The organism is Chryseobacterium mulctrae (assembly GCF_006175945.1).
Lineage (GTDB): Bacteria > Bacteroidota > Bacteroidia > Flavobacteriales > Weeksellaceae > Chryseobacterium > Chryseobacterium mulctrae.
This window is the reverse complement of sequence record NZ_VAJL01000001.1, coordinates 4,329,825-4,353,364: the sequence shown is the minus strand read 5'-3', so window position 1 is coordinate 4,353,364 and position 23,540 is coordinate 4,329,825. Positions and strand designations below refer to the sequence as shown.

At 32.8% G+C, this 23,540-nt stretch carries 23 protein-coding genes and 1 pseudogene; all 24 read right to left on the bottom strand.

The genetic code is table 11. From position 1 onward, the window contains the following. Positions 1-739 precede the first annotated feature (739 nt). The 24 genes and pseudogenes from FDY99_RS20295 to FDY99_RS20180 all read right to left on the bottom strand — a co-directional run bounded on the left by FDY99_RS20295 (position 740) and on the right by FDY99_RS20180 (position 23,529). The gene (locus FDY99_RS20295; RefSeq protein ID WP_139423484.1) at positions 740-1,906 is read right to left on the bottom strand and encodes a proline dehydrogenase family protein; all 1,167 of its coding nucleotides are present in this window, start codon (positions 1,904-1,906) and stop codon (positions 740-742) included. A 63-nt stretch (positions 1,907-1,969) separates the two neighbouring features. Further along, positions 1,970-2,899 carry a UbiA family prenyltransferase gene (locus FDY99_RS20290; RefSeq protein ID WP_139423483.1) on the bottom strand — a complete coding sequence of 310 codons (930 nt, stop codon included), beginning with the start codon at positions 2,897-2,899 and terminating at the stop codon, positions 1,970-1,972. A gap of 10 nt (positions 2,900-2,909) precedes the next feature. Then, positions 2,910-3,836 (bottom strand): mevalonate kinase family protein, encoded by a 927-nt coding sequence (locus FDY99_RS20285; protein ID WP_074229079.1) that lies wholly within the window; start codon positions 3,834-3,836, stop codon positions 2,910-2,912. A 74-nt stretch (positions 3,837-3,910) separates the two neighbouring features. Continuing rightward, positions 3,911-5,389: an MFS transporter gene (locus tag FDY99_RS20280; protein ID WP_139423482.1), complete on the bottom strand. Its 1,479-nt coding sequence runs from the start codon at positions 5,387-5,389 to the stop codon at positions 3,911-3,913. 275 nt (positions 5,390-5,664) lie between these two features. Then, a complete protein-coding gene (locus FDY99_RS20275) occupies positions 5,665-6,843 on the bottom strand; it encodes an acetyl-CoA C-acyltransferase (protein ID WP_139423481.1) in 1,179 nt (392 codons plus the stop codon). Between the two features lie 24 nt (positions 6,844-6,867). Continuing rightward, positions 6,868-7,254, bottom strand: coding sequence for a hypothetical protein (locus tag FDY99_RS20270; protein WP_074229085.1), 387 nt, complete (start codon positions 7,252-7,254; stop codon positions 6,868-6,870). A 269-nt stretch (positions 7,255-7,523) separates the two neighbouring features. Next, positions 7,524-8,618, bottom strand: coding sequence for a hypothetical protein (locus FDY99_RS20265; protein ID WP_139423480.1), 1,095 nt, complete (start codon positions 8,616-8,618; stop codon positions 7,524-7,526). A gap of 10 nt (positions 8,619-8,628) precedes the next feature. Continuing rightward, positions 8,629-9,345, bottom strand: coding sequence for a hypothetical protein (locus FDY99_RS20260; protein ID WP_139423479.1), 717 nt, complete (start codon positions 9,343-9,345; stop codon positions 8,629-8,631). 28 nt (positions 9,346-9,373) lie between these two features. Beyond that, positions 9,374-9,865, bottom strand: coding sequence for an RNA polymerase sigma factor (locus FDY99_RS20255; protein ID WP_139423478.1), 492 nt, complete (start codon positions 9,863-9,865; stop codon positions 9,374-9,376). A 110-nt stretch (positions 9,866-9,975) separates the two neighbouring features. Beyond that, entirely contained in the window at positions 9,976-11,358 is a 1,383-nt protein-coding gene (locus FDY99_RS20250; protein WP_139423477.1) for a nucleoside permease, read from the bottom strand. Positions 11,359-11,379: 21 nt separating this feature from the next. Beyond that, positions 11,380-11,979 carry a bifunctional nuclease family protein gene (locus tag FDY99_RS20245; RefSeq protein WP_074229095.1) on the bottom strand — a complete coding sequence of 200 codons (600 nt, stop codon included), beginning with the start codon at positions 11,977-11,979 and terminating at the stop codon, positions 11,380-11,382. Between the two features lie 179 nt (positions 11,980-12,158). Further along, positions 12,159-13,106: an electron transfer flavoprotein subunit alpha/FixB family protein gene (locus tag FDY99_RS20240; RefSeq protein ID WP_139423476.1), complete on the bottom strand. Its 948-nt coding sequence runs from the start codon at positions 13,104-13,106 to the stop codon at positions 12,159-12,161. Positions 13,107-13,218: 112 nt separating this feature from the next. Next, positions 13,219-13,965 carry an electron transfer flavoprotein subunit beta/FixA family protein gene (locus tag FDY99_RS20235; RefSeq protein ID WP_074229099.1) on the bottom strand — a complete coding sequence of 249 codons (747 nt, stop codon included), beginning with the start codon at positions 13,963-13,965 and terminating at the stop codon, positions 13,219-13,221. Positions 13,966-14,244: 279 nt separating this feature from the next. Beyond that, a pseudogene (locus FDY99_RS20230) lies at positions 14,245-14,952 on the bottom strand (SDR family oxidoreductase). A 79-nt stretch (positions 14,953-15,031) separates the two neighbouring features. Continuing rightward, positions 15,032-15,937 (bottom strand): T9SS type A sorting domain-containing protein, encoded by a 906-nt coding sequence (locus FDY99_RS20225; RefSeq protein ID WP_139423475.1) that lies wholly within the window; start codon positions 15,935-15,937, stop codon positions 15,032-15,034. Between the two features lie 307 nt (positions 15,938-16,244). After that, entirely contained in the window at positions 16,245-17,132 is an 888-nt protein-coding gene (locus FDY99_RS20220) for a T9SS-dependent choice-of-anchor J family protein (protein WP_139423474.1), read from the bottom strand. Between the two features lie 132 nt (positions 17,133-17,264). Then, positions 17,265-18,647, bottom strand: a complete 1,383-nt coding sequence (locus FDY99_RS20215; protein ID WP_139423473.1) for a dipeptidase — start codon at positions 18,645-18,647, stop codon at positions 17,265-17,267. A gap of 144 nt (positions 18,648-18,791) precedes the next feature. Continuing rightward, positions 18,792-19,064: a hypothetical protein gene (locus tag FDY99_RS20210; protein ID WP_074229106.1), complete on the bottom strand. Its 273-nt coding sequence runs from the start codon at positions 19,062-19,064 to the stop codon at positions 18,792-18,794. 134 nt (positions 19,065-19,198) lie between these two features. Continuing rightward, positions 19,199-20,347 (bottom strand): class I SAM-dependent methyltransferase, encoded by a 1,149-nt coding sequence (locus tag FDY99_RS20205; RefSeq protein WP_228448879.1) that lies wholly within the window; start codon positions 20,345-20,347, stop codon positions 19,199-19,201. A 29-nt stretch (positions 20,348-20,376) separates the two neighbouring features. Further along, positions 20,377-20,748, bottom strand: a complete 372-nt coding sequence (locus FDY99_RS20200) for a GxxExxY protein (RefSeq protein ID WP_139423472.1) — start codon at positions 20,746-20,748, stop codon at positions 20,377-20,379. Positions 20,749-20,826: 78 nt separating this feature from the next. Further along, positions 20,827-21,990: a methylmalonyl-CoA mutase family protein gene (locus tag FDY99_RS20195; protein WP_139423471.1), complete on the bottom strand. Its 1,164-nt coding sequence runs from the start codon at positions 21,988-21,990 to the stop codon at positions 20,827-20,829. Between the two features lie 101 nt (positions 21,991-22,091). Further along, entirely contained in the window at positions 22,092-22,448 is a 357-nt protein-coding gene (locus FDY99_RS20190; protein ID WP_074229112.1) for an FtsB family cell division protein, read from the bottom strand. Positions 22,449-22,452: 4 nt separating this feature from the next. Beyond that, positions 22,453-23,067: a uridine kinase gene (gene udk / locus FDY99_RS20185; protein WP_074229114.1), complete on the bottom strand. Its 615-nt coding sequence runs from the start codon at positions 23,065-23,067 to the stop codon at positions 22,453-22,455. Between the two features lie 156 nt (positions 23,068-23,223). Continuing rightward, on the bottom strand, positions 23,224-23,529 hold the full coding sequence (locus tag FDY99_RS20180) for an ATP-dependent Clp protease adaptor ClpS (protein WP_139423470.1): 306 nt from the start codon (positions 23,527-23,529) through the stop codon (positions 23,224-23,226). Positions 23,530-23,540 lie beyond the last annotated feature (11 nt).

The window sequence follows — 23,540 nt, the reverse complement described above, 5'->3', positions numbered from 1 at the left end:
AAACTCAAAAAAGTAATTGTTATTTTAGTAATTTTCAACTCTGAAAATACATTTTTGTTCCATAGATTTGATGCGATTTACCCATCCAAATCTTTGAAAATTTCCGTAAATTTTCATACTAAGTACACAATTTTAATAGAGTTTATTTGAACTTTTCCAATGCTATTTTCTTGAAAAATTTGTAAAAAAACACAATAATTTAAGCTTCATTTTTAGTTTTCCAAACACAAAAAGTAACTGTTATTTTAGTAATTTTCAACTCTGAAAATACATTTTTATTCCGCCGATTTAATGCAATTTTTTCATCTAAAACTTTCAAAAGCTTCGTGATTTTCTCTACCAAATTCAGAATTAAAATAGAGGAAATTTGAGCTTTTTTAGGACTATTTTTCTTGAAAAATCTGTGAAAAAAAACAATAATTTAAGGTCTATTTTTAGTTTTTAAACCAAAAAAAAAAACTTTATTTTAGAAATTTTCAACTCTGAAAATGCATTTTTTGTTCCATAGATTTGATACGATTTACTCATCCAAATCTTTGAAAATATTTATAACTTCCACCAGTGAATTCATACTTTTAATAGAATTTATTTCAACTTTTTTAGGGCTATCTTTCTTTAAAATTTAAAAAAATCATAATAATCTAAACTCAATTTTAAGAATATTATACACTGATCTAAATTTTAAAAACGAAAAAGCTCGATCAAAATGACCGAGCTTTTATATTATTCTAAAGAGAAATTATTTTCTTCTTCTGTCTAATTCTTTTTTAATTAAACCCAACTCTCTTCCTGTTTGTCCGGCAACAGAAGTGTTTTCTCTGGCTCTTCTGGTAAGATAAGGAACTACGTCTTTTACAGGTCCATAAGGAAGATATTTTGCTACATTATAGCCTTTATCAGACAAATAGAATGTAATGTTATCACTCATCCCATAAAGTTGCCCAAAATAGATGTGAGGATTGTTATTTTCCAGTCCTTTAGCTTTCATTTTATCCATCACCAATTCAGATGAAATCTCATTGTGAGTTCCGAAAAATGCAGAAACTTTATCTAAATGATTCATCACAAAATCGATTCCGGCATTGTAATTTTTATCGGATGCATCTTTGGTTGGTTGAATAGGATCTGCATATCCTTTTTCTGCAGCTCTCGCTCTTTCTTTTTCCATGTAAGCGCCACGAACGATCTTATAACCAATAAAATAATTCTTTTCTTTGGCTCTCTGAAGATTCTGTTCCATATACTCAAGACGGCCGGTTCTGTACATTTGAATGGTGTTCCAGACAATCGGTTTTTCCTGATTATATTTTTCCATCATCTCTTCACAAAGCTGGTCTGCCGCATCCTGCATCCAGGTTTCTTCAGCGTCAACCATCACTTTTTTATCATGCTCATGACAAAGTTTGCATACCTCGTCAAATCTTTTTACCACTCTCGCCCATTCTTCTTTTTGGCTTGAAGTCAGTTCTGCATTTTTCCCGACAGCTTCATACAAGTCAATTCTTCCGAATGCGGTAGGCTTAAAAACAATAAAAGGAATTGCCGGATTTCCTACAGAAAATTTAATGATATCTTTAATTTCCTGACACACTGCATCAAAGGTTCCTTCGTCTTCTTTCCCTTCAATCGAATAGTCGAAAATACTTCCAACTCCTCTTTTGAAAAGCTGTTTTACCACTTTCATGCTCTCTTCACGAGTTTCTCCACCTACAAATTGCTCGAACAAAGTGTTTTTTACAATTCCGGTAACGAATGGAAAATTATTATGAACGGTAAAATTCAGGACAGAAGTTCCAAGACTTGTTAAAGCAGGCTGTTCAATCATTTTAAACATCCAATAGGCTTTTCTTAATTGTGCATCAGTTTTATCGGCAAATGCAACTTTGGTATCGTTGAAAATGGGCATTCCTTTTTGTTAATTTAATTTTGCAAATGTAAGAATAACCTGAGCTTTTTTAAAGCTTTTTTTCTACAATTTACCTTCAATTCCGTTAAGAAGCATGGCAAGAATTCCAATGAAAACCCAGAAACGTAAAACATTGAGCGTAAGAAACTTAGTTCGTCTTGAGGAGTTTAAAAGCAGATAAACACAGATAACCATCACAAACAGACCTCCGGTAAAATAATAAGACATAAAACCTGAAATTCCGGTTTTGAGAATAAGTTTCATCGAAACTGCCATCGTTACAATCAGCAAAGAGATAAGAATGATCTTGGTATTTTTACTTTTAAAATAGTTCGGAATTGTAGTATATCCAAAAGCTTTATCAACACTTTTCGTTAAAGTATCTTTCACAATATCAATACATAAAAGAATCAAAAACAGAAAAATAGCCATTAAAAAAACTTTCTTTGAAAAAGTCTGATAATAAACCATCATTCCAAAAAAAGGATACAATGTTAAACTAACAAAAGTGAGATTATTTAAAATTAAAATCCGGCTCAGTTTATGGCTATAAAACCACATAAAGAACTGATAAACCACAAAGAAAATCAAAACTCGGTACGAAATAAAGCTTGCTACTCCTAGCGAAATTACTGTTAAAGCCAAATACACATACAGAAAATATTTCTGCTGAATAAAGCTCTGAATTCTTGTACGGAACGGTTTTACAATATGATCTTTTTCAAAATCGTAGAACTGATTGATAATTCCTCCTGCAAGAATACTTAAAACAGTACAGAAAATAATGCCGTGAACTTTGAAGTCAAAGACAAATTTCCTGAAAGATTCTTCTTGGTTAAAAAGGAAAAAAGTAGAAACATACAGTGCAAAAGTAAGCAAAACAGCCACAAAAAAACGTGCGCCTAAAAGAAAGCCCACGAATTGTGATAATCTGTAAAATAACGATTTTCGGATATAATTTTTCTGTTGGAAACTCTCTTTTTCAGAACTCATTCCCAACTTTTTAGAATCTATAAATCACTTCTTTCTGGAAACCGTCAAGCATTTTTTCTGCTTTTTCGTAGTCTTTGGTGAAACCTAAAATATAACCACCACCGCCACTTCCACACAGTTTAAGGTAATAAGCATTAGAATCTAAACCTTTTTTCCAGATGTTGAAAATACTTTCAGGAATCATCGGACGGAAATGTTCGTAAGCCCAATAAGAAAGCTTTTTAAGGTTTCTAAAAAACGGATTCATATCTTTTTTAAGGAAAGAATCAATACAAGCATTATTGTAACGAATAAACTCTTCTTTCAGCGTTTTACGGAAACCTTCGGTCTTCATTTTTTCAAAGAAGATCTGAATCATCGGTCCTGTTTCGCCTGTAATTCCTGAATCAATCAAGAAAATTGCTCCTTTTCCTTGTTCTTCTTTTGGAATCGCTACTTTATCTAAATTTTCCTTGTTTTCAATAAGAATCGGAAGATTCATGTAGCAAATTAAAGGATCCATTCCTGAACTTTTACCATGGAAATAGCTTTCCATTTCGCCAAAAACGGCTTTTATATTTTTAAGATTTTCTTTTGAAATACTTTCAGGATCGTGTTTTGTGAAGCTATATTTTTCGAAAATAGCCGCAACCAAAGCTCCTGAACTTCCAACTCCATATCCTTGAGGAATATTAGAATCGAAGAAAAGTCCGTTAGAAATATCTTCTTTCAGACGATTTACATCTAATTTGAATTGTTCGGGAAGACTTAAGTTCTCCAGAAAATCAGCATATTTTTGTAAATGAAAGTTTGATTTTTTCTCAAATTCTGAATCTGAGTCTGAAAACTTTAAAGTGCCTTTATAAAAACTGTAAGGAACTACAAGACCTTGTGAGTCTTCTATCATTCCGTACTCTCCGAAGAGGATAATTTTAGCGTAAAATAAAGGGTTCGTCATTTTGTGTTAAAAATCTTTATGCAAAGTTACTATTATTCTGCTGAATATTAACAAATTTTAAGCCATTGTAGAACTTATATCTTCGTTTTTAAGAATCTGATAAGAATTGCTCCTGCTGCAAAAAATGCCGACATCGAAATAAATGCATATTGCATATTATGAAACCTTTGAATAAATACACTGAAAATAAGCATTCCACAGATGATAGCAATTTTTTCCAGTACATCATAGAAACTAAAATAAGTTGTATTTTCCATAGAATTTTCTGGTAAAAGTTTTGAATAAGTTGATCTCGACATTGCCTGAAGACCACCCATTACCAAACCAATCAAACCAGCTAATCCATAAAACTGAAGCTGTACATTTGGATTTTCTTTGTTTAAAGAATATGCAGATAAACAACAAGCAATCCAGATAATCACAGCAATAGTAATTACATTCTTATTCCCAATTTTTTTAGATAATCTTGAAAATAAGAAAGCACCGAAAATCGCAATGATCTGAATAACTAAGATTGTAATAATCAACTTGTATTTATCAGCTTCTTTAGGGAAAATTACTGTACTTCCGAAAGGAACTGCCATTAAAAAGATGGTCTGCATTCCGACACTGTAAAAGAAGAAACTCGACAGGAAAAACTTCAAAGCTTTATCTGAAAATAGCTTGTTTCCCACACTGAATAATTCTCTGAAACTCTCTTTCGCAATATCTTTATAGAAACTGATATTATCTTTTAATACTTCAAAAAAACCTCCCTGTTCCTGGTGTTTTTTAAAGATGTTTTTATAGTTTAAAAGCACTAAATCTTTAGGAAGTTTTTCTTTCACATCACCAAACTGCGGTAAATGTTTGAATGTATATTGTGAGAAGCCAAACCACCAAGCTCCCGTTAATAAAAAGCTGATTCTGATATAAATTTTAGCCTGATCCGGTCCTTTTGCAACCACCTGAATTAAAACCAAACAGATAATCAATAAAACTACAGAGCCAATATATCCGTAAATATATCCTTTTGCAGACAATGCATCCTGTTTATCCGGAGTAGCGATATCTGGTAAAAATGAATTATAAAACACCAAACTTCCCCAAAAACCTACACTCGCCGTAATACTGAACAGCAATCCTAAAAAGATATTTTCCATGCCTGTAAACATGGCTAATCCCATACAAGAAGTTGCTCCTAAGTAACAGAAAAACTGAAGAAAAGATTTTTTGTTTCCAATCGTATCTGCCAAAGAAGATAAGAATGGTGACAATAAAACGACTAAAAAGAATGAGATTGCGTAAGAAAAACTTAAAACCGCTTCCGGCTCATAAGCGTCTCCGAAGATCTTAATCATATTTCTTACAGGAATTTCCTGAACTTCTCCTGCTTCCGGAACAAACTCCTTTTTATTGTAAGCTGTCGTAAGAATCGTATAATAAATCGGGAATATCGCAGATGTAATTACCAAAGAATACACAGAGTTTGCCCAGTCGTAGACCGCCCAAGCTTTCATAATCTTTGGATTGTTTTTTATATTTTGAGTAGGTTGAATTTCAGTTTCAGACATTTTCAAACGAATTAGTTGCACAAAAATAGAAAAACCGCTGAACATTCGGCGGTTTTTATTTTTTTTAGTCTAAATTTTATTGATTTGTTAAAATTAGAAGTGTTTTAAAAATGCATAAGCATTGATAAAGGTGTCGCTCCTCCGGAGCTCAAAATATTCTGGGAACTTTATCTACAAAGGTTTTGCTCCTACGGAGCAAGTTTTTTTATTATTAGATATAAAAAAATCCGAAAACTTTCGCTTCCGGATTTCCAAGATTTATATAAAAACAATAATTATATATTTTCAATAACGATTGCCGAAGCACCACCACCACCGTTACAGATAGCTGCAGCGCCATATTTAGCGTTATTTTGTTTTAAAACATTAATCAATGTAACAATGATTCTTGAACCAGAACTTCCAAGTGGATGTCCTAAAGCTACCGCTCCACCGTTTACGTTTACTTTAGCAGCATCTAATCCTAAGATTTTATTGTTTGCCAAACCAACTACAGAGAAAGCCTCATTAAATTCGAAGAAATCGATATCTGAAATTTCCAAACCTGCTTTTTTAAGAGCGATTGGTAAAGCTTTTGCCGGAGCTGTTGTAAAGTTCTCAGGCTCGTGAGCTGCATCAGCATAAGAAACGATTTTTGCTAAAGGCTTCAATCCTAATTCTTCCATTTTCTCTTTAGAAACAAGAATTAAAGCAGAAGCACCGTCATTTAAAGTAGATGCGTTAGCTGCAGTAACCGTTCCTTCTTCTTTTTTGAAAACGGTAGGAAGTGTAGGAAGTCTGTCGAAATTTACCGCTTTATATTCTTCATCTTCAGCGAAAATGATAGGATCACCTTTTCTTTGTGGAATTGAAACGGGAACAACTTCTTCAGCGAATTTCCCTTCGCTCCAAGCTTTTGCAGATCTTGTGTAAGATTGTATTGCAAAATTATCCTGATCTTCTCTTGTAATGCTATAATCTGTTGCACATTTTTCTGCGCAAACTCCCATGTGAACTTTGTTGTAAACGTCTGTAAGACCGTCTAAAATCATTCCGTCCTGCATTTTTACATCACCTAATTTTGTAGCATTTCTTGCATTATAGTAATGAGGAACCATCGACATGTTTTCCATACCTCCTGCAACAATTACGTCTGCATCACCAGCTTTAATTGCCTGTGCAGCCATTGAAACAGCTTTCATTCCTGAAGCACAAACTTTATTTATAGTTGTAGATGGAGTTTCGTTTGACAACCCTGCTCCTAAAGCAACCTGTCTTGCCGGAGCCTGACCTTCGCCTGCCTGAAGAACATTCCCCATATAGATTTCCTGAATGTTTTTAGGATCTAGATTAATTTTATCTAATGCTCCTTTTACCGCTGCAGCGCCCAATTTTGTAGCAGGAACTGTAGCCAAACTACCCATAAAACTTCCTATTGGAGTTCTTACTGCGGAAACGATGAATACTTCTTTCATATTTTTTCTCTTTTATACTATAGTTTAATTTTCTCTTTTAGATTTCACGAAAAGCATAATTAATGCTCCCAAAAACTCTGCAAACCATCCCCATTGCAGTTTTACTGTTCCGGCCAAAGCTTTCGTCCAAGATTTGAATGGTAAAAAACTGAAGTAGCTTGAAGCCTGATATTTTATTGCAAATAAGCTAAATACAAATAAAATAAGTAGAAATACAGCAAAAGTATTGACAAGTTTTGCGCGGTTATTTACAATCCCGAAAAGTGCACATGCACAGAATATCCAGCAGAAAATTGCCAAATAATGATCGAGTTGCCAGTAGTTCCAGTTTCCTATAATAGGAACATGAACGAGTGGTAAAAAGCTGCCCACCACGACCAAAAGCAATCCTAAAAGCTGTAAATTTTTCATTACTTTATTTTACAATTTTAAATGAATCTCAGAATGCCAAAATACAAAAAAAAACATACTTTTTGAAAGTATGTTTTAAAATCATTTATTTAAGAATGATAATATTATTTAGACAAAAGTATTGCGGAAAATTTATCAATTATTTAATACTAATTTAATTTTGATAGATATTTAAAAATTAATATTTACTATTCATAAACCAATTTACAATCAATATTAACTGTTTACGAACCATTATCATTAAAAGTATTGTAAAATCTTTCTGAAAATTAAAATGTTATTGCCCAAAGATCTATACCAATCTGCACTCCTCTTTTGTTACCAATCAATGCATCATTATTGAAAATAGGTGTAAAATCTTTCATTACAAAAATATTAAACCCAAAATATTCTATCGAAATTTTACCTCCAAATATAAAAGGATTCAATCCTTTTGATACTCCTTCACGGTTATAAACACGATTTCCAAAATCATTTTTGTATTGAAGATGAATTTTGTCATTTATTTTAGTTCCACCATAAAGCCCTAATCCTATACGCAATTGTTTTTTGGTATTATCAATATAACGTACTCCTTTGTACTCTTTATATTTTGGATTTAACACGAAAATTGCTTCTACAGGAACATAGATATAATCGGTTCTTAACCACGCACTCTTAAAATTATTGCCCGTAAAATCTGTCAAATAAAGGTTTTTATCGTCTTGTGCAAAAATTCTGTCGTTGGAAGGAATTATGCTTTCAAGTCTCCATCCTAATCCTACACGATAAAAAACAGGGCTTGTCGTTTTACCCAACTGATTTTCGTAACGGAGAGTAAAATTTCCAGACATAGAATTTTTCAGTTCGTTTCCTTTAGAGAAATTAAAAAACTTATTATCTGTGAAGTTAATTAGGGAAATTCCTGCAACGTATCCAAAACTTTCAAGATAATTTTTAGGATCTTCGGGATCATCAAACTCAGGCTGTTCGAATGTAAGATCCAGTAAAGCACCTCTTGCTGTTCTGAATAGATTATTATTTTTAGTAATATTGCTTTTGAAAAGCGCTCTTCTTACCGTTTTCCCTGTTATTTCTTCGTATTCATCTTTCTGCCGATCAATCTCATCATTAATAATCGCTTCGTATCGAATGGCTGCTGTATTTTTCTGTTCATTCATCTCTTTTTCAGAGATTTCACCGGCTTTCATTTTCTTTTCAAGCAAATCAAATTCAGCATTCATTTTGTTTCGTTCTTCAACAACCACGCTGTCGATTTTGTTTGTATAATTCTCCATCTGTTTTCTCAAAGTTGTTTTACTTTGGGAAAAGCCGATTAAGAACAGGAACATAAAAGCTCCTGTTAATAGTATTTTTTGTTTCATATCTGATGAGTTATTTTTGTTCGCTTGTATTATTATTGCTACCGTTAAAAATGGTAATAAACTCCGGACTTACGTTGATTCTGTTAATCGTAATAATCCCAAGCCTTTTCCCATTTTCCTGAGCATTTTCCTTCTTTTCAGTGCTGTATTTTCGTTGGAAAATAAGATCATTTGCAGTAACATATTTTACTTTGTTAGCTTTCACAACAGGTTGTGTGGTTGCTAATTGATGAGATTCGGGGATTTGCTGTTCAGGTTTGTTATTAATCTCAACTTCAGGTTTTAGATTGATTTGAGGTTCTGTATTGACGATTTTCGGAGTTTCTTTTAAGACTTCAGATTGTATATGAACTAATATTTCCGATTGTTTTTTCTGAGCTTTTTCTGATTTAATACTTATTTCAGAAGTATTGTTGAGTTCCTCAATTTTATTATCAGCAACAGATTCAATCCTGTCTTTTGGCTTACTGTTATTTTCTACAGGCTTTTTAACTGCAATTGTTTCTTTAGGTTTAAAAAACTGATCAGAATTGTAGTAAAACAAGGTTCCAAATGATAGTAAAAGAACAATTACTGCAGCATATTTCGACCATTGAAACGAGGGTCTTTGCGCCGTTTCAGAATCATTATCTAATCCAACTTCAATTTGGTCCCAAAGATTCACAGAAGGTTTTATTTCGAGGTCTTCGTAGTCAGTTTTTAACTGTTTCCGTATTTTTTTGTTCATTTTCTTTTGATTTTAAATAATCAGCAACTCATTTTTTGGCTTTGCTGAGCTGACTTTTACTTGTACCTTCTGAAATATTCAGAATTTCTGCGATTTCCTGATGTTTTTTATCTTCAAAAACGTAGAGATTAAAAATCAATCGGTAACCCGTCGGCATTTTAGAAAAAATTTCTTCGATATTGATTTCACTTAAATTGTCATCCAGTTCTTCTTCAGAAAATTCATCAGCAACTTCAATATCTGTGTACAAAATATTCTTGTTTCTCCTGATAAAGGATATTGAGTCATTTACTACAATTTTTCTCAGCCAAAACGGAAAGCTTTTCCAATCTTTGCAATCGTTGATTTTATTGAAACATTTCAGAAAAGCATTCAACAAAACATCTTCTGCATCATGAATATTATTAGTATAAGAATTTGCAACCGCCAACATTTTAGCTGAAAATAAATCGTAAAGTGCTTTCTGAGCTCTCCGATCGTATTTTTTAGCAAGTTTAAAATTCTCTTCTAAATGCTTCATTGATTAGTTTCTATCTATAAGACGGCGTAATTTGAAAATGGTTGCCTAAAAGTAAAAAAAAATTGCACTTTTTTTCAAAAGTGCAATCTATATTTAGTTTATCATCAAAATTAATGACTAATATTTTCGACAGCTTTAGGATCGTGTTTATGTTTAAATAATACCCAAAAAAGGATAGAAAGAACCAAAGCATAAGCTGCAAAAGAAAGCCAGATATGATGCCAGTCTTTCATCATCACTACTGTTGATAAAGTTCCGTCTGCATTTACCACAGAATTAAAACTATTTTTAAGAATATCTAAAAATGACTGATTATCTGGTGTTGTTTCAAGGTAAGTTGATAACTCAGCTGCTGTTGTAAATCTATGTGTGAAAAATTTATCAATCGCCCAACCTGCAATATAACTTCCGAAAACCGCTCCAAAACCGTTGGTCATCATCATAAATAAACCTTGTGCCGAAGAACGGATTTTTTTATCTGTAGTAGTCTCAACAAAAAGAGAACCTGAAATATTAAAGAAATCGAATGCCATTCCGTATACAATACACGACATGATAATTAAACCCAAACCGTAACCTTCAGGAACGCCATAAGCAAAGAATCCGAATCTTAAAACCCAGGCAAACATTGAGAAAAGCATTACTCTTTTAATCCCAAATCTTTTCAGGAAAAACGGAATTGCCAAAATAAATAAGGTCTCTGAAACCTGAGAAATCGACATAATAATCGTTGATCTCTGTACTACAAAAGAATCTGCATATTTCGGAAAGTGTGAAAACTCACTCAAAAATACATCTCCATAAGCGTTTGTCAACTGTAAAGCTGCTCCCAAAAGCATTGAAAACAAGAAAAATAATGCTGTTTTATAGTTTTTGAAAAGCTTAAAAGCATTTAACCCAAGTTGTTCAGATAAAGGCGCATCTTTATCAATGAGTTTCTGAGGTGGACATTTTGGTAATGTTAAAGCATAAATTCCAAGAATGATTGCTGCAACTCCACCAATATAGAATTGACCTTCTGTCGCTTTGTTTCCTGTAAGATTGGTAATCCACATTGCAACAATAAATCCTACAGTTCCCCAAACTCTGATGGGTGGGAAATCTTTTACAACATCTAAATTACTGTTCTTTAAAACCGTATAAGAAATAGAGTTTGCCAAAGCAATTGTAGGCATATAAAAGCACATTGCGACCAACATTACAGAAAAGAATGAGTTGGGATCGTCACTATGCGGTAAAATAAAAAGGGTGATTCCGTAAAGAATCTGTAAGGCAGAAAATATTTTTTCGGCATTTATCCATCGGTCAGCAATAATTCCGGTGATGGTCGGCATAAAAATCGAAGCAATTCCCATGGTTCCAAAAACAGCACCGAACTGCGTTCCGTCCCACTGTTTTGTTCCGAACCAAAAATTTGCCATCGTAATAAGCCAGGCTCCCCAAACAAAAAACTGGAGAAAGCTGAGGATGGTCAATCGTAATTTTAAATTCATTTTTTAATTGTAAATATCTCTTTAATCTATTTTCTTTTTTCGCCTTTTGATCTCCTCCTGAATTTCAAGAGCGGTATCAAAATCTTCTTCTTTTACGGCTTCATCCAGCAATTTCTGTAATTCTTCCATTGAGACAGACGTCAAGCTGTCTTCTGGTTGTACTGTTTCAGAAAAAGTTTCTTCTTCTTTAGCTACTTCTTCCAGTTCCAATAAAATCCCGGCTTCGTTTAAAACCTGCTGTGTTGTGTAAATTGGTGCATCAAATCTTACTGCCATTGCAACAGCATCTGAAGTTCTTGCATCAAGAATCAGCTCTTCCTCGGTTTCGGAATTTTTAAAATTAATATTTGAAAAGAAAACGCCGTCTACAATCTGATAAATGATTACCGAAACCAATTTATAATTCGTAGAAATAATAAATTTTGTAAATAAATCGTGTGTAAGCGGACGTGGCGGATGAATGTCTTTTTCTAAGCCTAAAGAAATGGATTGCGCTTCAAAATTACCGATAACAACGGGCAATTTAATGTTTGTTTCTTCATGTTCCAATAGCAATGCGTAAGCGCCCGATTGGGTCTGGCTGTACGATATTCCGCGTATGATTAGCTGTTTATAATCCATGACTACAAATATAAATTAATTTTTTATTGTAGGTTTTACTTTTTAGACAAAAATAAAAGCCCGGAAGCCGAGCTTTTATTGTAATTATTTAAATTGTGAATGGTCAAATGTCAATTCACTTCGTTGTCAATTTTAAAATTCACTATTGACTTGCGAAGCAAAATTCCCCATTAACCTTTCTATCCTTTAAGTGCTTTAATTTTCTCAGTTAATGCAGGGATAATCTGGAAAGCATCCCCTACAACACCGTAATCAGCCGATTTGAAGAACGGAGCTTCAGCATCACTGTTGATTACCACGATTGTTTTAGAAGAGTTTACTCCAGCTAAATGCTGAATTGCTCCAGAAATACCAATTGCAATATAAAGATTAGGTGCAATTGCTTTACCAGTTTGACCTACGTGCTCTGTGTGAGGTCTCCATCCGATGTCTGAAACCGGCTTTGAACAAGCTGTTGCAGCACCCAAAACATTTGCTAAATCTTCTACCATTCCCCAGTTTTCAGGACCTTTCATTCCTCTACCTGCAGAAACTACTACTTCAGCTTCTTTCAAGTCTAATTTACCTGCACTCTGCTCGTGAGAAATTACTTTAGTATCTTCATTAGCAATAGAAAGATTTTTCACCTCTTCTGAACCAGAAACTGCATTTTCTTTAACACCGAAAGCATTTTGAGAAACAGTAAGAATTACTCCTGTTCCTTCAGCTTTTGCATGCATGAAACCTTTCCCAGAGAAAGCTTTTCTTTTCACCTGAAACGGAGACTGACTTTCCGGAGCTTCCAAAACATTAGTAATTAAAGAATAATTCTTCATTACAGCCAACATTGGTGCTACAGAAGAAGCATCTGTTGTGTGAGGAAAAACAAGGATATTTCCGTCTGCAACTTCACTTACAGCTTGTGCATAAGCTTTTGCTGAGAAATTTTTAAGACCTTCGTCTTTAATGTTGATTAAGTTTGTTGCTCCATATTTATACAATAAATCTGAAGAATCTGTTGGGTTTACAGAGATTGCCGTAACGGTATCACCCACCTGATCTGCCACTGCTTTAGCATAAGAAACTGCTTCAAAAGCTGCTTTCTTGTAAACACCGTTTATATTTTCTGCGTATACGAATACTGCCATTTTAATTTTGTTTAAAGTTTAAGGTTTAATGTTCAAGATTTGAGATTTGACGTTTGAAATTTAAACTCCGAATCAAACCACTTGAATCTTTTTACTTTTTACTTGGTTCTTATTAAATAACTTTAGCTTCCTCGTGAAGAAGTCTTACCAACTCATCTAAATTATCCGGAGAAACGATTTTCACAGCTGCTCTTGGTGGAACAGAGTCATAAGAAACTCCCTGAACTTTCACTTCAGAAGAAGTAGGCTCTACAACCTGCAAAGGTTTTGTTCTTGCAGACATAATTCCTCTCATGTTTGGAATAATCAAATCTTTTTCGTCAACTAATCCTTTCTGTCCAGCAATTACAGCAGGTAATTTCACAGAAATAGTTTCTTTACCTCCTTCAATTTCTCTTACTGCAGTCGCCTCAGCTCCGTTCACATCTAAACCAACAGAAGCGTTTACAAAAGGCTGATTCAACAACTGAGCAACCATTCCAGGAACAGAACCTCCATTGTAATCAATCGATTCTTTACCACAAAGAATTAAGTCGTATCCTCCATTCTGAGCTACAGAAGCAATTTCTTTCGCTGTAGAATAGCTGTCTTTCGGGTCAAGATTTACTCTTACTCCGTCATTTGCACCAATTGCCAAAGCTTTTCTGATTACCGGCTCAGTTCCAGCATCTCCTACGTTTAAAACCGTAACAGTTGCTCCCTGAGATTCTTGTAATTTAATTGCTTTCGTTAATGCGAATTCGTCTAACGGATTGATTACCCACTGAATTCCGTTTTTGTCGAATGCAGATTTATCTGCTGTAAAATTGATTTTTGAAGTAGTATCCGGAACACTACTGATGCAAACTAATATTTTCATATGTAGATTTTATTGTTTTTAATTGCCATATGTTATCGCTTGTTTTCATTGGTAAAAGCGTTTCCAATTCATGGCGATTTCATATGTGGTTTTAATTATTTTCATTTACCAAATGTCACCTTACGGCTCCATGTGTGTTATAAATTTTTATTTTCAGCCTATTAAAATCCTGAGATTTTCGGAAGCTATTTTTGTTTGTTAAGTTTTGTAAATATAAATAAAAAATATATTATGCATGCATAATACTTATTTAATTATTATTCAGCGCATTATAAGTTTCTAAGACTTTGGTTTTGTTGCTCTAAACTCTATCTTGCTTGGTAAAACTCTTGGATTCATCTTCAAAATATCCAATACCAAATTCCCCATATCATCCGGCTGAATTTTCCAGGCATCTTTTTCAGAGGGGATATTTCCGTTAAAATTTGTAGCAACCGAACCCGGCATTATTACGGTAGATTTGATATTATACTTTCTTAAATCGATCATAGCAGCCTGAGTAAAGCCCACTACGCCGAATTTTGAAGCATTATAACCTGTTCCGTTTTCAAAGAAATTAGCTCCCGCTAAACTTGAAATCGTAATATAATATCCTTCTGTTTTTTTTAATTCTTCAACTGAAGCTTTTAAAGTATGAAAAACTCCGGTTAAGTTGGTATCAATCATCTCATTCCATTCTTCAGAACTTAGTTCATCAACAGGTTTGAAAATTCCTAAACCTGCATTAGCAATGACAAAATCTAATCTTCCGAATTTGTTTATGATGCTTTTGACTGCATTAGACTCATTGTCCAGATTTTAAACATCTGAAATCAAACCTAAAACATTGGCTGAATATTCTTTTAATTCATTCTCTACTTTGTCAACCTCTTCTTTTTTTCTTCCCGAAAATGCAACTGAAACACCATTTTGAAGCAATACTTTTGCAATTCCGTATCCTACTCCTTTTGTTCCTCCTGTAATATATGCTGCTTTATTTTTTATCATTGATTAATCTTTTAAAACTCTAAAATAACAAAAACGCCCCAATTGGAGCGTTTTTAATATACTGAGATTGATCAGTAATTTATTTTTTGATGAATTTTTTAGTTTTCTTCCCTTCTTTAGTTTCAATGTTAATAATATAGCTTCCTGCCTGTAGATTTCTCACATCTATCTTATCATTATTTAATACAGCATTAACTTTTCTGCCAGTTATGTCAAAAATTTCAATATTTCTAATATCAGTTTTAGATTTGATTTGTAAATAATCAGTTGTAGGATTAGGAGAAATAATCAGATCTGTTGTTGAGCTATACAACTCACTTGTTCCTAAAACTGCAGTTTCACCCTCAATAGAAAAAGCAAGACCGTCAAGAGCTGCACTAGGAGTAAGTGCAGAAATATCAGTCCATGTAGTCGCTCCCGCTCCAAAAGCATCGCTTGGGTCTACAAGTTTAGCCGCATTTCCAGCTACTTGGCCAGCAAACCAGTTAAACCTCGTTGCAGCAGTATATGCTGTCAAACTTGTTTTTGGAGCAAAAACTAACCAATATACTGTATTTTGCTGTAAAATTACAGGAGTACTTAAAGCTGCAGTAAAATCAATTTCATAAGTATAATTACTACTGTTTTTTACTAAATTATAACCTGCAGCTCCTTTATTAATATTTATACTTGCTATTGGAGCTACTGCTGGATTATTAGGAATTCCAGCTGGACTACCAGCATTATTCGCATAGATATAGAGCACTGCACCTGTACCTATCGTTGTTTCTAAATTTGATTGATTCTGAAACCCTTGAACCTTTATTTTAGTAATTTTACTTGTCAAAGGGAGTGTAAAATCATCAGCTGCTGCTACAAAATTCCCATTTGACAGCACGTCAGAGACAATACCATCTGTCGTGGTTGTAGGTTGATTAAAAATAATTGTTTGTGATTTTAGACCTAAAGTAGAAACTATTAGGCCAAGGAAGTAATATTTCTTCATTTTTAATAAGTTTTATTTAAATATAAAGATATAAAAAAAAAATATCCAACAAAAAATATCAACACAAAATGAATAATCCTCAAGAAAAAATTCTTAAGGATTATTATTTAATAAATTAATTCACTTTTAAGGCTTATAATAATTCTCAAAACATTGGGATATTTTAAAAATTAAACAACCAATAATGTCAAGAATCAAGAACCACTCTAAAATAAAGTCAGGAATGAAATTCTGTTTGGTTTTTTTCTCATCAAAAAAACGCTCCAAATAGAGCGTTTTTTTTAATATACTTAGATTGATCAGTAATTTATTTTTTGATGAATTTTTCCGTAGAAACACCATCTTTTGTTTCAATATTGATTAAATAAGTTCCTGCAGGAAGACTTCTAACGTCTACTTTATCACCATCTAATTTTACATTCACTTTTTTACCTGTAAGATCTGCAACAGAAACTGCATTAATTTTAGAGTTAGTTTTGATATTTAAAAAATCAGAAGTTGGATTGGGAGAAAAATACGTTTGTTTTTTTACAATATCATTTGTTGCAAGCGTATTTGCAGATGTTACTTTAATATTATCTAATAACATTATGTATTCGTCATTACTGTCATCTCTGAAAGCTATATAAACATTCTGCCCTACATATGAATTAAGATTAACTGTGTGATACGTTCCAGTAACTGATTCATTAGTTACTGTTTTCAAAATTGTAGTAAAATTTGCAACTTGGTTACCTGTAGTAGAAATATATACTTTATAATTCTCTAAATATGCAGCTGCACCCATACTAGTTGCCGACCATGTTAAGTTTACACCTGTTGCTCCTGCCGGAATATTAATTTGTGGAGATACAAGCCAATCATTTGCCGTACCTGCCGGATCATACCAAGAATTTGCTACTGCTACATTACCTGCCATACCTGTTGCTCCTGCTGGATAGGTATATGTAGCCAAGTTTGGTCCAGAGTTTTGAATTTGAGTTAATGACAAAACATTCCAAGCATTTGTAACAAGAGCTGGCAATCCATCGTTATTAGCATCAAAAGGATCAATTGGTGTAAGACCATCTACATTATAAAGAGTCCATGAGCCAATTCCTGGACCTTGACCATCCCAATTTTCTTGAAAAAGGGTTGATTGAGCATTCAATAATCCTAACCCTAAAAGGGCGCTTAATAGTAAAATTTTTTTCATAATATTCTCATTCAAAGTTATATGCTAAAATTAAAGAAAATAATTCAATCCAACAAAAAAACACCAATATAAAATAAACAATCCTCAAGAAAAACTTCTCAAGGATTATTATTTAATAAATCAATTCACTTTTTAAGACTTCGAATAATTCTCAAAAAACATTGGGATACTCTCAATTCCTTTATAGAAATTAAACAATCCATAATGCTCGTTTGGAGAATGGATCGCATCAGAATCTAAACCAAATCCCATCAACACTGATTTAGCTCCTAAAACCTGCTCAAACATTGAGGTAATTGGGATACTTCCACCTCCTCTATATGGAAGAACTTCTTTTCCGAAAGCAGTTTGCATTGCATTTTTAGCAGCCAAATACTCTTTAGTATCAGTTGGTAAAACATAAGGCATTCCACCGTGATGTGGGGTAACTTTTACTCTTACATTTGCAGGAGCAATTTTCTCAAAATATTTTGTAAACTTTTCTGTAATTTCTTCAGGAGTCTGATAAGGTACTAAACGCATCGAAATTTTAGCTGAAGCTTTAGACGGAATTACCGTTTTTGCGCCTTCACCTGTATAACCACCCCAAATTCCGTTGCAATCTAGTGTAGGACGGATTGAAGTTCTCTCTAAAGTTGTATATCCTTTTTCACCTTCCACATCATTTAAACCAATCGATTTTTTAAATTCTGCAGGATTATCTTTCAGCTTATTCATTTCAGCTCTTTCTTCATCAGAAACAGTTTCTACGTTGTCATAAAAACCATCAATTGTGATTTGTCCGTCCTCATCAATTAATTTTGCAATCATTCTTGAAAGCACATGAATAGGATTCGGAACTGCACCTCCATAAAGTCCTGAATGCAAATCTCTGTTTGGTCCTTCAATTTCAACTTCCACATAGCTTAAACCTCTTAAACCAGTTGTAACTGTTGGTTGTTCGTTACTGTAAATATGAGTATCTGAAATCAATATGCAATCACAAGAAAGCTTTTCTTTATTCTCATTTACCCAATCTCCTAGGCTTATAGAACCTACCTCTTCCTCTCCTTCTAAGATAAACTTTACATTACAAGGCAGAGAATTAGTTTGCATCATTGCTTCAAAAGCTTTCACCTGCATAAAAAACTGTCCTTTATCATCTGCTGAACCTCTTGCAAAGATCGCACCTTCAGGATGAAGATCAGTTTTCTCAATATAAGGCTCAAAAGGTGGTTTTTTCCATAGTTCCAAAGGATCTGCAGGCTGTACATCGTAATGACCGTATACCAAAACTGTCGGAAGATTTGCATCAATTAGTTTTTCACCGAAAACGATAGGATATCCTTTTGTTTTGCATATTTCAACATTATCCGCTCCTGCATTTTTAAGGTGTTCTGCACAAACTTCAGCACATTTTAAAACGTCGTTGCTGTAAGCCGGATCGGCAGAAATAGAAGGAATTCTAAGTAACTCAAACAATTCATCTACGAAACGCTGTTTGTTTTCGTTGATGTAATTTAATGTTTCTTGCATTGTAAATTAAATTTTGTTAAAATTAAAAAAATTGTATCGCCACAGCAAACAAATTAGCTTTAATTTCTTTTGAAAAAATTTAATCTTGTTTCAACAAAAAAATCCTGCAAAAAAGCAGGATTCATATATTTTATTTTCAGAAAATTAGTGCTCTGCTTTTGCAGGCTCTTGTTTCTTTGCAGCAGTAGAATCAGTTTTTGGAGCTTCAGTTCCGTGAGCATCTTTAGCTGGTTCTGCATGTGCAGGAGCCGCCGCTTCGTGAGCTGTACCATGAGCTTCTGAACCACCTTGGTGATCATCAGAATATCTTTCTGTACCTTCTTCCAGTTTGATGATATTTTTATTCCCTCCAGCCTGGATTTTTTTACAGCTTACCGCTACCGTTGCAAGAGCTAAACATATAACTAATTTTTTCATATGCAGATATTTATTTTTAAATCTAATGAAATCACTTTATCGATCAATGTTTGTTGCTCAAACAATCTTTGCGATTTCTTCTATAATTTTTTATTGCCCAAAAGTAAGAAATATTGCATTTTTCGGCAACATTTTTAGACTGATTTTAATATTATTTTACCTTTTTTGGATTGTGTAAAAATAAGATATTGATTTCCGCCATCTTTCAACTGATATTTCTTCTTGATTTCTTCAGGTTTTAAAGGATAATTTTTTGAAATCAGATTAAACTGTTCTTTCTTTTTAATCTGTTTTGAATCAATCATTTCCATTTCTAAAATTCTTCCTGGAAAATCTTCAATTTTAACATCCGAAGTATATAAATGGGTATTCGGATGTAGTTTTTTAAGTTTAAACTGTTCTGAAATCAGATTGAAAATCCCTGCTTTGAGAATGGTATTATTCGGAATATAAATAAATTTTTGAGGTTCTGAATATTCAGCTTCTGAATGTTTTTCAGCATTTATTTCAAAACTAAAATCTTTTTCATCGCTTTCAAGATTAATACATTTACAAATAATTTCTCCTGAATAATTTTTAGAAAGAAAAACCACAATCTCTTTTACATCATTTTTAACGGCGATAATTTCAATTTTAGAAATGTTTTTTAAAACCGAAATCAGATATTTTAAATCAATTAAAGGCGAGAGTTTTATAATTACTTCTTCCGAAATAGACAGCAATTGATCCTGAATTTCCAAAACATTTGGTGAAAGATCTTCAAGCAGAAAAACTTTATTTTTATTCTGATCTCTTCGTGCGGGATCAAGGTAAATTACATCAAAATTTTCTTTGTTTTCATTAAGAAAATCTTCCATTTTTAAGTTAATAAAGCTTGCTTTCTTGCCTAAAACATTCCAATTATGCTTTACAATATCTAAAAGTTCTTTATTTTGTTCAACTAAAGTAATCTCATCAAAATTTTTCGATAAATAATAGGCATCAATTCCAAAACCGCTCGTTAAATCGATAAATTTGTTTCCTTTTAAAATTTCTGATTTATAAAGAGCTGTTTTTTCTGAAGAAGACTGTTCAAGATTAAGTTGTGGCGGAAAAACAATTCCGTCTTGTAAAAGAAATGGAAACTTTTTCTGAGCAACCTGTTTTCCTTTAATCTGCTGAACAATTTCCTGCATAGAAACTTCAGAAAACGGAGATTTTTTTAATAATAAAGAATGCAGATCTGCGGTGAGATTTGCATTGATGTAGTTTTGAATTTCTTTGTTTGAATGCCACGAATGCACGAATATCTTTTTTAAAAATTAGTTACTAATTATAAAATTATTCTTTTATAATTTAATTTTGATTCACCAAAATTTACAATAATTGCTAATTTATTATCAGAAACTTTTAAATAATTAATTGCCTGTGCGAGATCTGTTTCTGCAATCTGATTTTTTCCTTTTATTTCCAGGATAATCTTCTCGTTAATTACAAAATCTGCATAAAATTTATGGGGAAGTACAATTTCTTTATATACCACTTCGTATTCTTTTTCCCTTTCATAAAAGATTCCAGCTTTTCGAAATTCTATTTCCAAAGCATCTTTATATACAATTTCTGAAAATCCATGTCCCAAATAATTATGAATTTCCATACAGATTCCTATAATTTGATATGATTCTTCTTTGTAAATAACACTCATATATTTAATCCATTTGTGTTCGAAAACAAATTTAATAAATATATTCGTGCATTCGTGGCATCAAAATACGATTACTCTTTACTCAAACATTTCAGCCCAACGAACGGCGTTTAATTCATTTTGATGATATAATTCCTCAATAGATTTTTTTAGCTCTAATATGGGGTATAAATTAACGCCAATCAGTTTTATTTTACCTTCTTCCACCCACTTTTGTTCTTCAACAGCATGATCGTAGATGTTTTTCTGGATAATTCCTTGTTTTAAAAGTTCCAAATAACCTCCTTTTTCTTCTATTTCAACAAAGAATTTCCAAGATTTCTCAGCGATTTGATTGGTAATATCTTCTATGTAATAACTTCCGTTGGATGCATCTTCAAACACATTGATGATACTTTCGTAAGCCAAAACAATCTGTTGTTTAAAAGAAATTTCTTCTGAATTTTCTGTGCTTTTTTCAACAAGATAATTCGTACTGTAAACCGCATCTGCTCCACCAATCATGGCAGAAGCCAATTCTAAAGTCGAGCGAATAAGATTATTTTCGTTATCTAAAATTGATTTATTTCTAAGTGAGGTTTCAGCAAAAATATATGGAATCTCGTTTAAATCATATTCTTTAGATAACTGATTAAAAACCAATTTAAAAGCACGGATTTTAGCCATTTCAAAGAAATAGTTTCCTCCGACAGCAATCCTGAAAATCAGCTTATTGATGATTTCTGCTCCGTAAATTTCAATCAATTCTTTCGTTTTTGCCAAAGCAATCCCCAATTGCTGATAAATTGCAGCTCCGGCATTTTGATGAAGGGAAATATCTACACAAATATTTCTTTTAAAATCTTTTGCCAAAAGCTCTTTTACCAGCTGATCATTAATTTCTGCATTTTGCTCATCAAAAACATCAATCAGAGAGAAATATTGGTCTTCATCTTGCGGACTGATGTGCTCTGCCAAATCTTTATTGTTAACAAAAACAGTTTTTCCTACAAGATTTTCTACATTTTCATTCAATAAAAATGCAAAAACATCATCTTCAAGACTTTCGTGGTATGTTGCTACCAAATGGGTGCTTTCTTCTACTTTCGGAAGGTTGACCATTGGTTTTTCCACAGAATTATAAAAAGGTTTCACATCAATTCCTTCTAAATTTTCTTTTTTAAGGATCGTGTAAATATCTTCCGTTTTAAGTTGTTTTTTAACAAGATTTTCCCAGCTTGAGAAAGTTTCTGAATTTGACATAAATGATGGGTAATATGTAATGGGTAATGAACAATTTTGATTCGTGGATTTATTTTAAATTGACAGCGACTCTAATTGACATTCACAGTTCACGTTAAAGTTTATTTTTTAGCAATATTTGCGCTGTCTACAACGAGAATGAAGATCTCTTCGTTGGGCTTTTTCATAAAATAATTTTCTCTGGCGTATTTTTCTTTTTCAGACTTATTATTCATCAGTTTTTTGTAGAATTTATCATTCTTTTCGTATTCTGATTTATAATAATCGAGCTGTTCTTCGTACTTGTTAATTTCGCCATTGAGCTCATGGATTACCAAAAAAGAAGTTTGATCAAAGAAAATCATCCACACCAGAAACAGGAAAATCGTCAGAATATATTTGTTTAAAACATAACTCTGAAAAAATTTAAAAATTTCCGATTTTGGTTTGATATCTTTAATAAGTTCTTTTTCTGCCATTTTTTTAGTGTTTTCTTAATGAATTTTTAATAACGGTCGTTAAAAAATCAATTGCGACAGAATTCTGTCTCATGTTTGGAATAATTAAATCGGCTTCGTTTTTTGAAGGCTCGATAAATTCCTGATGCATTGGCTTCAAGGTAGTCTGATAACGGTGTAAAACCTCGTTCAGATCTCTTCCCCTTTCCTGTGTATCTCTTTTGATCCTCCTGATCAGTCTCTCGTCTGAATCTGCGTGAACGAATACTTTTAAATCAAATTCTTTAAGCAATTCCTTATTGGTTAAAACCAGAATTCCTTCAACTACCAAAACATTTTTCGGCTCAACGGTTATATGATCCCCTGTTCTTCCGTGCGTTACAAAGCTATAAAGAGGTTGCTCGATTGTTTCGTTATTTTTCAAAGCTTTTACATGTTTAATCAATAAATCAAAATCGATGGATTTCGGATGATCATAGTTTAAAGCTTCTCTTTCTGTAAGTGTAAGATTGTGATTATCATTATAATAATTATCTTGAGAAAGAATATTCATTCCCTCAATATCAAGCTGTTGAATAATCTTATCAACAACGGTAGTTTTGCCCGATCCTGTACCTCCGGCAATTCCTATTACAAGCATTCTATTTATTTCTTTAGAGTTTTTACAAAGATAGTATTTATGATGGAAGTTTGAAGTCTGAAGCCGGATGTTTTTTTAGCTTGAAAAAAGATTGTATTTTTTGATAATTAAATTTAAATTAAACAAAAAACTCCGACATTTATGTCGGAGTCTGTATTATACGATTTCGCTTGTTAAGCTTCTTGCAATTAATTTTTCGTGCATCGGCTTCAAAATATCTATTGAGCCTGTTTTTACGGTGCATTTACCTTTAAAATGAACCAACATGGTGCATTGCTCTGCCTGTATCGGATCGTGTTTACAAATCTGAATCAACGCTTCAATTACATCGTCAAAAGTATGAATATCGTCGTTATGCAGAATCAGTTTGTACACTTCATCTGTATCATCCAAAACCAGAACTTCCTCTTCGTACTGTCGTTTTGGATCTTCATAATCTTTTATGCTGTTATAAAAAATCATTATTTATGTAT

Coding starts and splice junctions, on each gene's coding strand:
- FDY99_RS20295 (WP_139423484.1), bottom strand. CDS start 1,906: ATGCCCATTTTCAACGATACCAAAGTTGCATTTGCCGATAAAACTGAT.
- FDY99_RS20290 (WP_139423483.1), bottom strand. CDS start 2,899: ATGAGTTCTGAAAAAGAGAGTTTCCAACAGAAAAATTATATCCGAAAA.
- FDY99_RS20285 (WP_074229079.1), bottom strand. CDS start 3,836: ATGACGAACCCTTTATTTTACGCTAAAATTATCCTCTTCGGAGAGTAC.
- FDY99_RS20280 (WP_139423482.1), bottom strand. CDS start 5,389: ATGTCTGAAACTGAAATTCAACCTACTCAAAATATAAAAAACAATCCA.
- FDY99_RS20275 (WP_139423481.1), bottom strand. CDS start 6,843: ATGAAAGAAGTATTCATCGTTTCCGCAGTAAGAACTCCAATAGGAAGT.
- FDY99_RS20270 (WP_074229085.1), bottom strand. CDS start 7,254: ATGAAAAATTTACAGCTTTTAGGATTGCTTTTGGTCGTGGTGGGCAGC.
- FDY99_RS20265 (WP_139423480.1), bottom strand. CDS start 8,618: ATGAAACAAAAAATACTATTAACAGGAGCTTTTATGTTCCTGTTCTTA.
- FDY99_RS20260 (WP_139423479.1), bottom strand. CDS start 9,345: ATGAACAAAAAAATACGGAAACAGTTAAAAACTGACTACGAAGACCTC.
- FDY99_RS20255 (WP_139423478.1), bottom strand. CDS start 9,865: ATGAAGCATTTAGAAGAGAATTTTAAACTTGCTAAAAAATACGATCGG.
- FDY99_RS20250 (WP_139423477.1), bottom strand. CDS start 11,358: ATGAATTTAAAATTACGATTGACCATCCTCAGCTTTCTCCAGTTTTTT.
- FDY99_RS20245 (WP_074229095.1), bottom strand. CDS start 11,979: ATGGATTATAAACAGCTAATCATACGCGGAATATCGTACAGCCAGACC.
- FDY99_RS20240 (WP_139423476.1), bottom strand. CDS start 13,106: ATGGCAGTATTCGTATACGCAGAAAATATAAACGGTGTTTACAAGAAA.
- FDY99_RS20235 (WP_074229099.1), bottom strand. CDS start 13,965: ATGAAAATATTAGTTTGCATCAGTAGTGTTCCGGATACTACTTCAAAA.
- FDY99_RS20225 (WP_139423475.1), bottom strand. CDS start 15,937: ATGAAGAAATATTACTTCCTTGGCCTAATAGTTTCTACTTTAGGTCTA.
- FDY99_RS20220 (WP_139423474.1), bottom strand. CDS start 17,132: ATGAAAAAAATTTTACTATTAAGCGCCCTTTTAGGGTTAGGATTATTG.
- FDY99_RS20215 (WP_139423473.1), bottom strand. CDS start 18,647: ATGCAAGAAACATTAAATTACATCAACGAAAACAAACAGCGTTTCGTA.
- FDY99_RS20210 (WP_074229106.1), bottom strand. CDS start 19,064: ATGAAAAAATTAGTTATATGTTTAGCTCTTGCAACGGTAGCGGTAAGC.
- FDY99_RS20200 (WP_139423472.1), bottom strand. CDS start 20,748: ATGAGTGTTATTTACAAAGAAGAATCATATCAAATTATAGGAATCTGT.
- FDY99_RS20195 (WP_139423471.1), bottom strand. CDS start 21,990: ATGTCAAATTCAGAAACTTTCTCAAGCTGGGAAAATCTTGTTAAAAAA.
- FDY99_RS20190 (WP_074229112.1), bottom strand. CDS start 22,448: ATGGCAGAAAAAGAACTTATTAAAGATATCAAACCAAAATCGGAAATT.
- udk (WP_074229114.1), bottom strand. CDS start 23,067: ATGCTTGTAATAGGAATTGCCGGAGGTACAGGATCGGGCAAAACTACC.
- FDY99_RS20180 (WP_139423470.1), bottom strand. CDS start 23,529: ATGATTTTTTATAACAGCATAAAAGATTATGAAGATCCAAAACGACAG.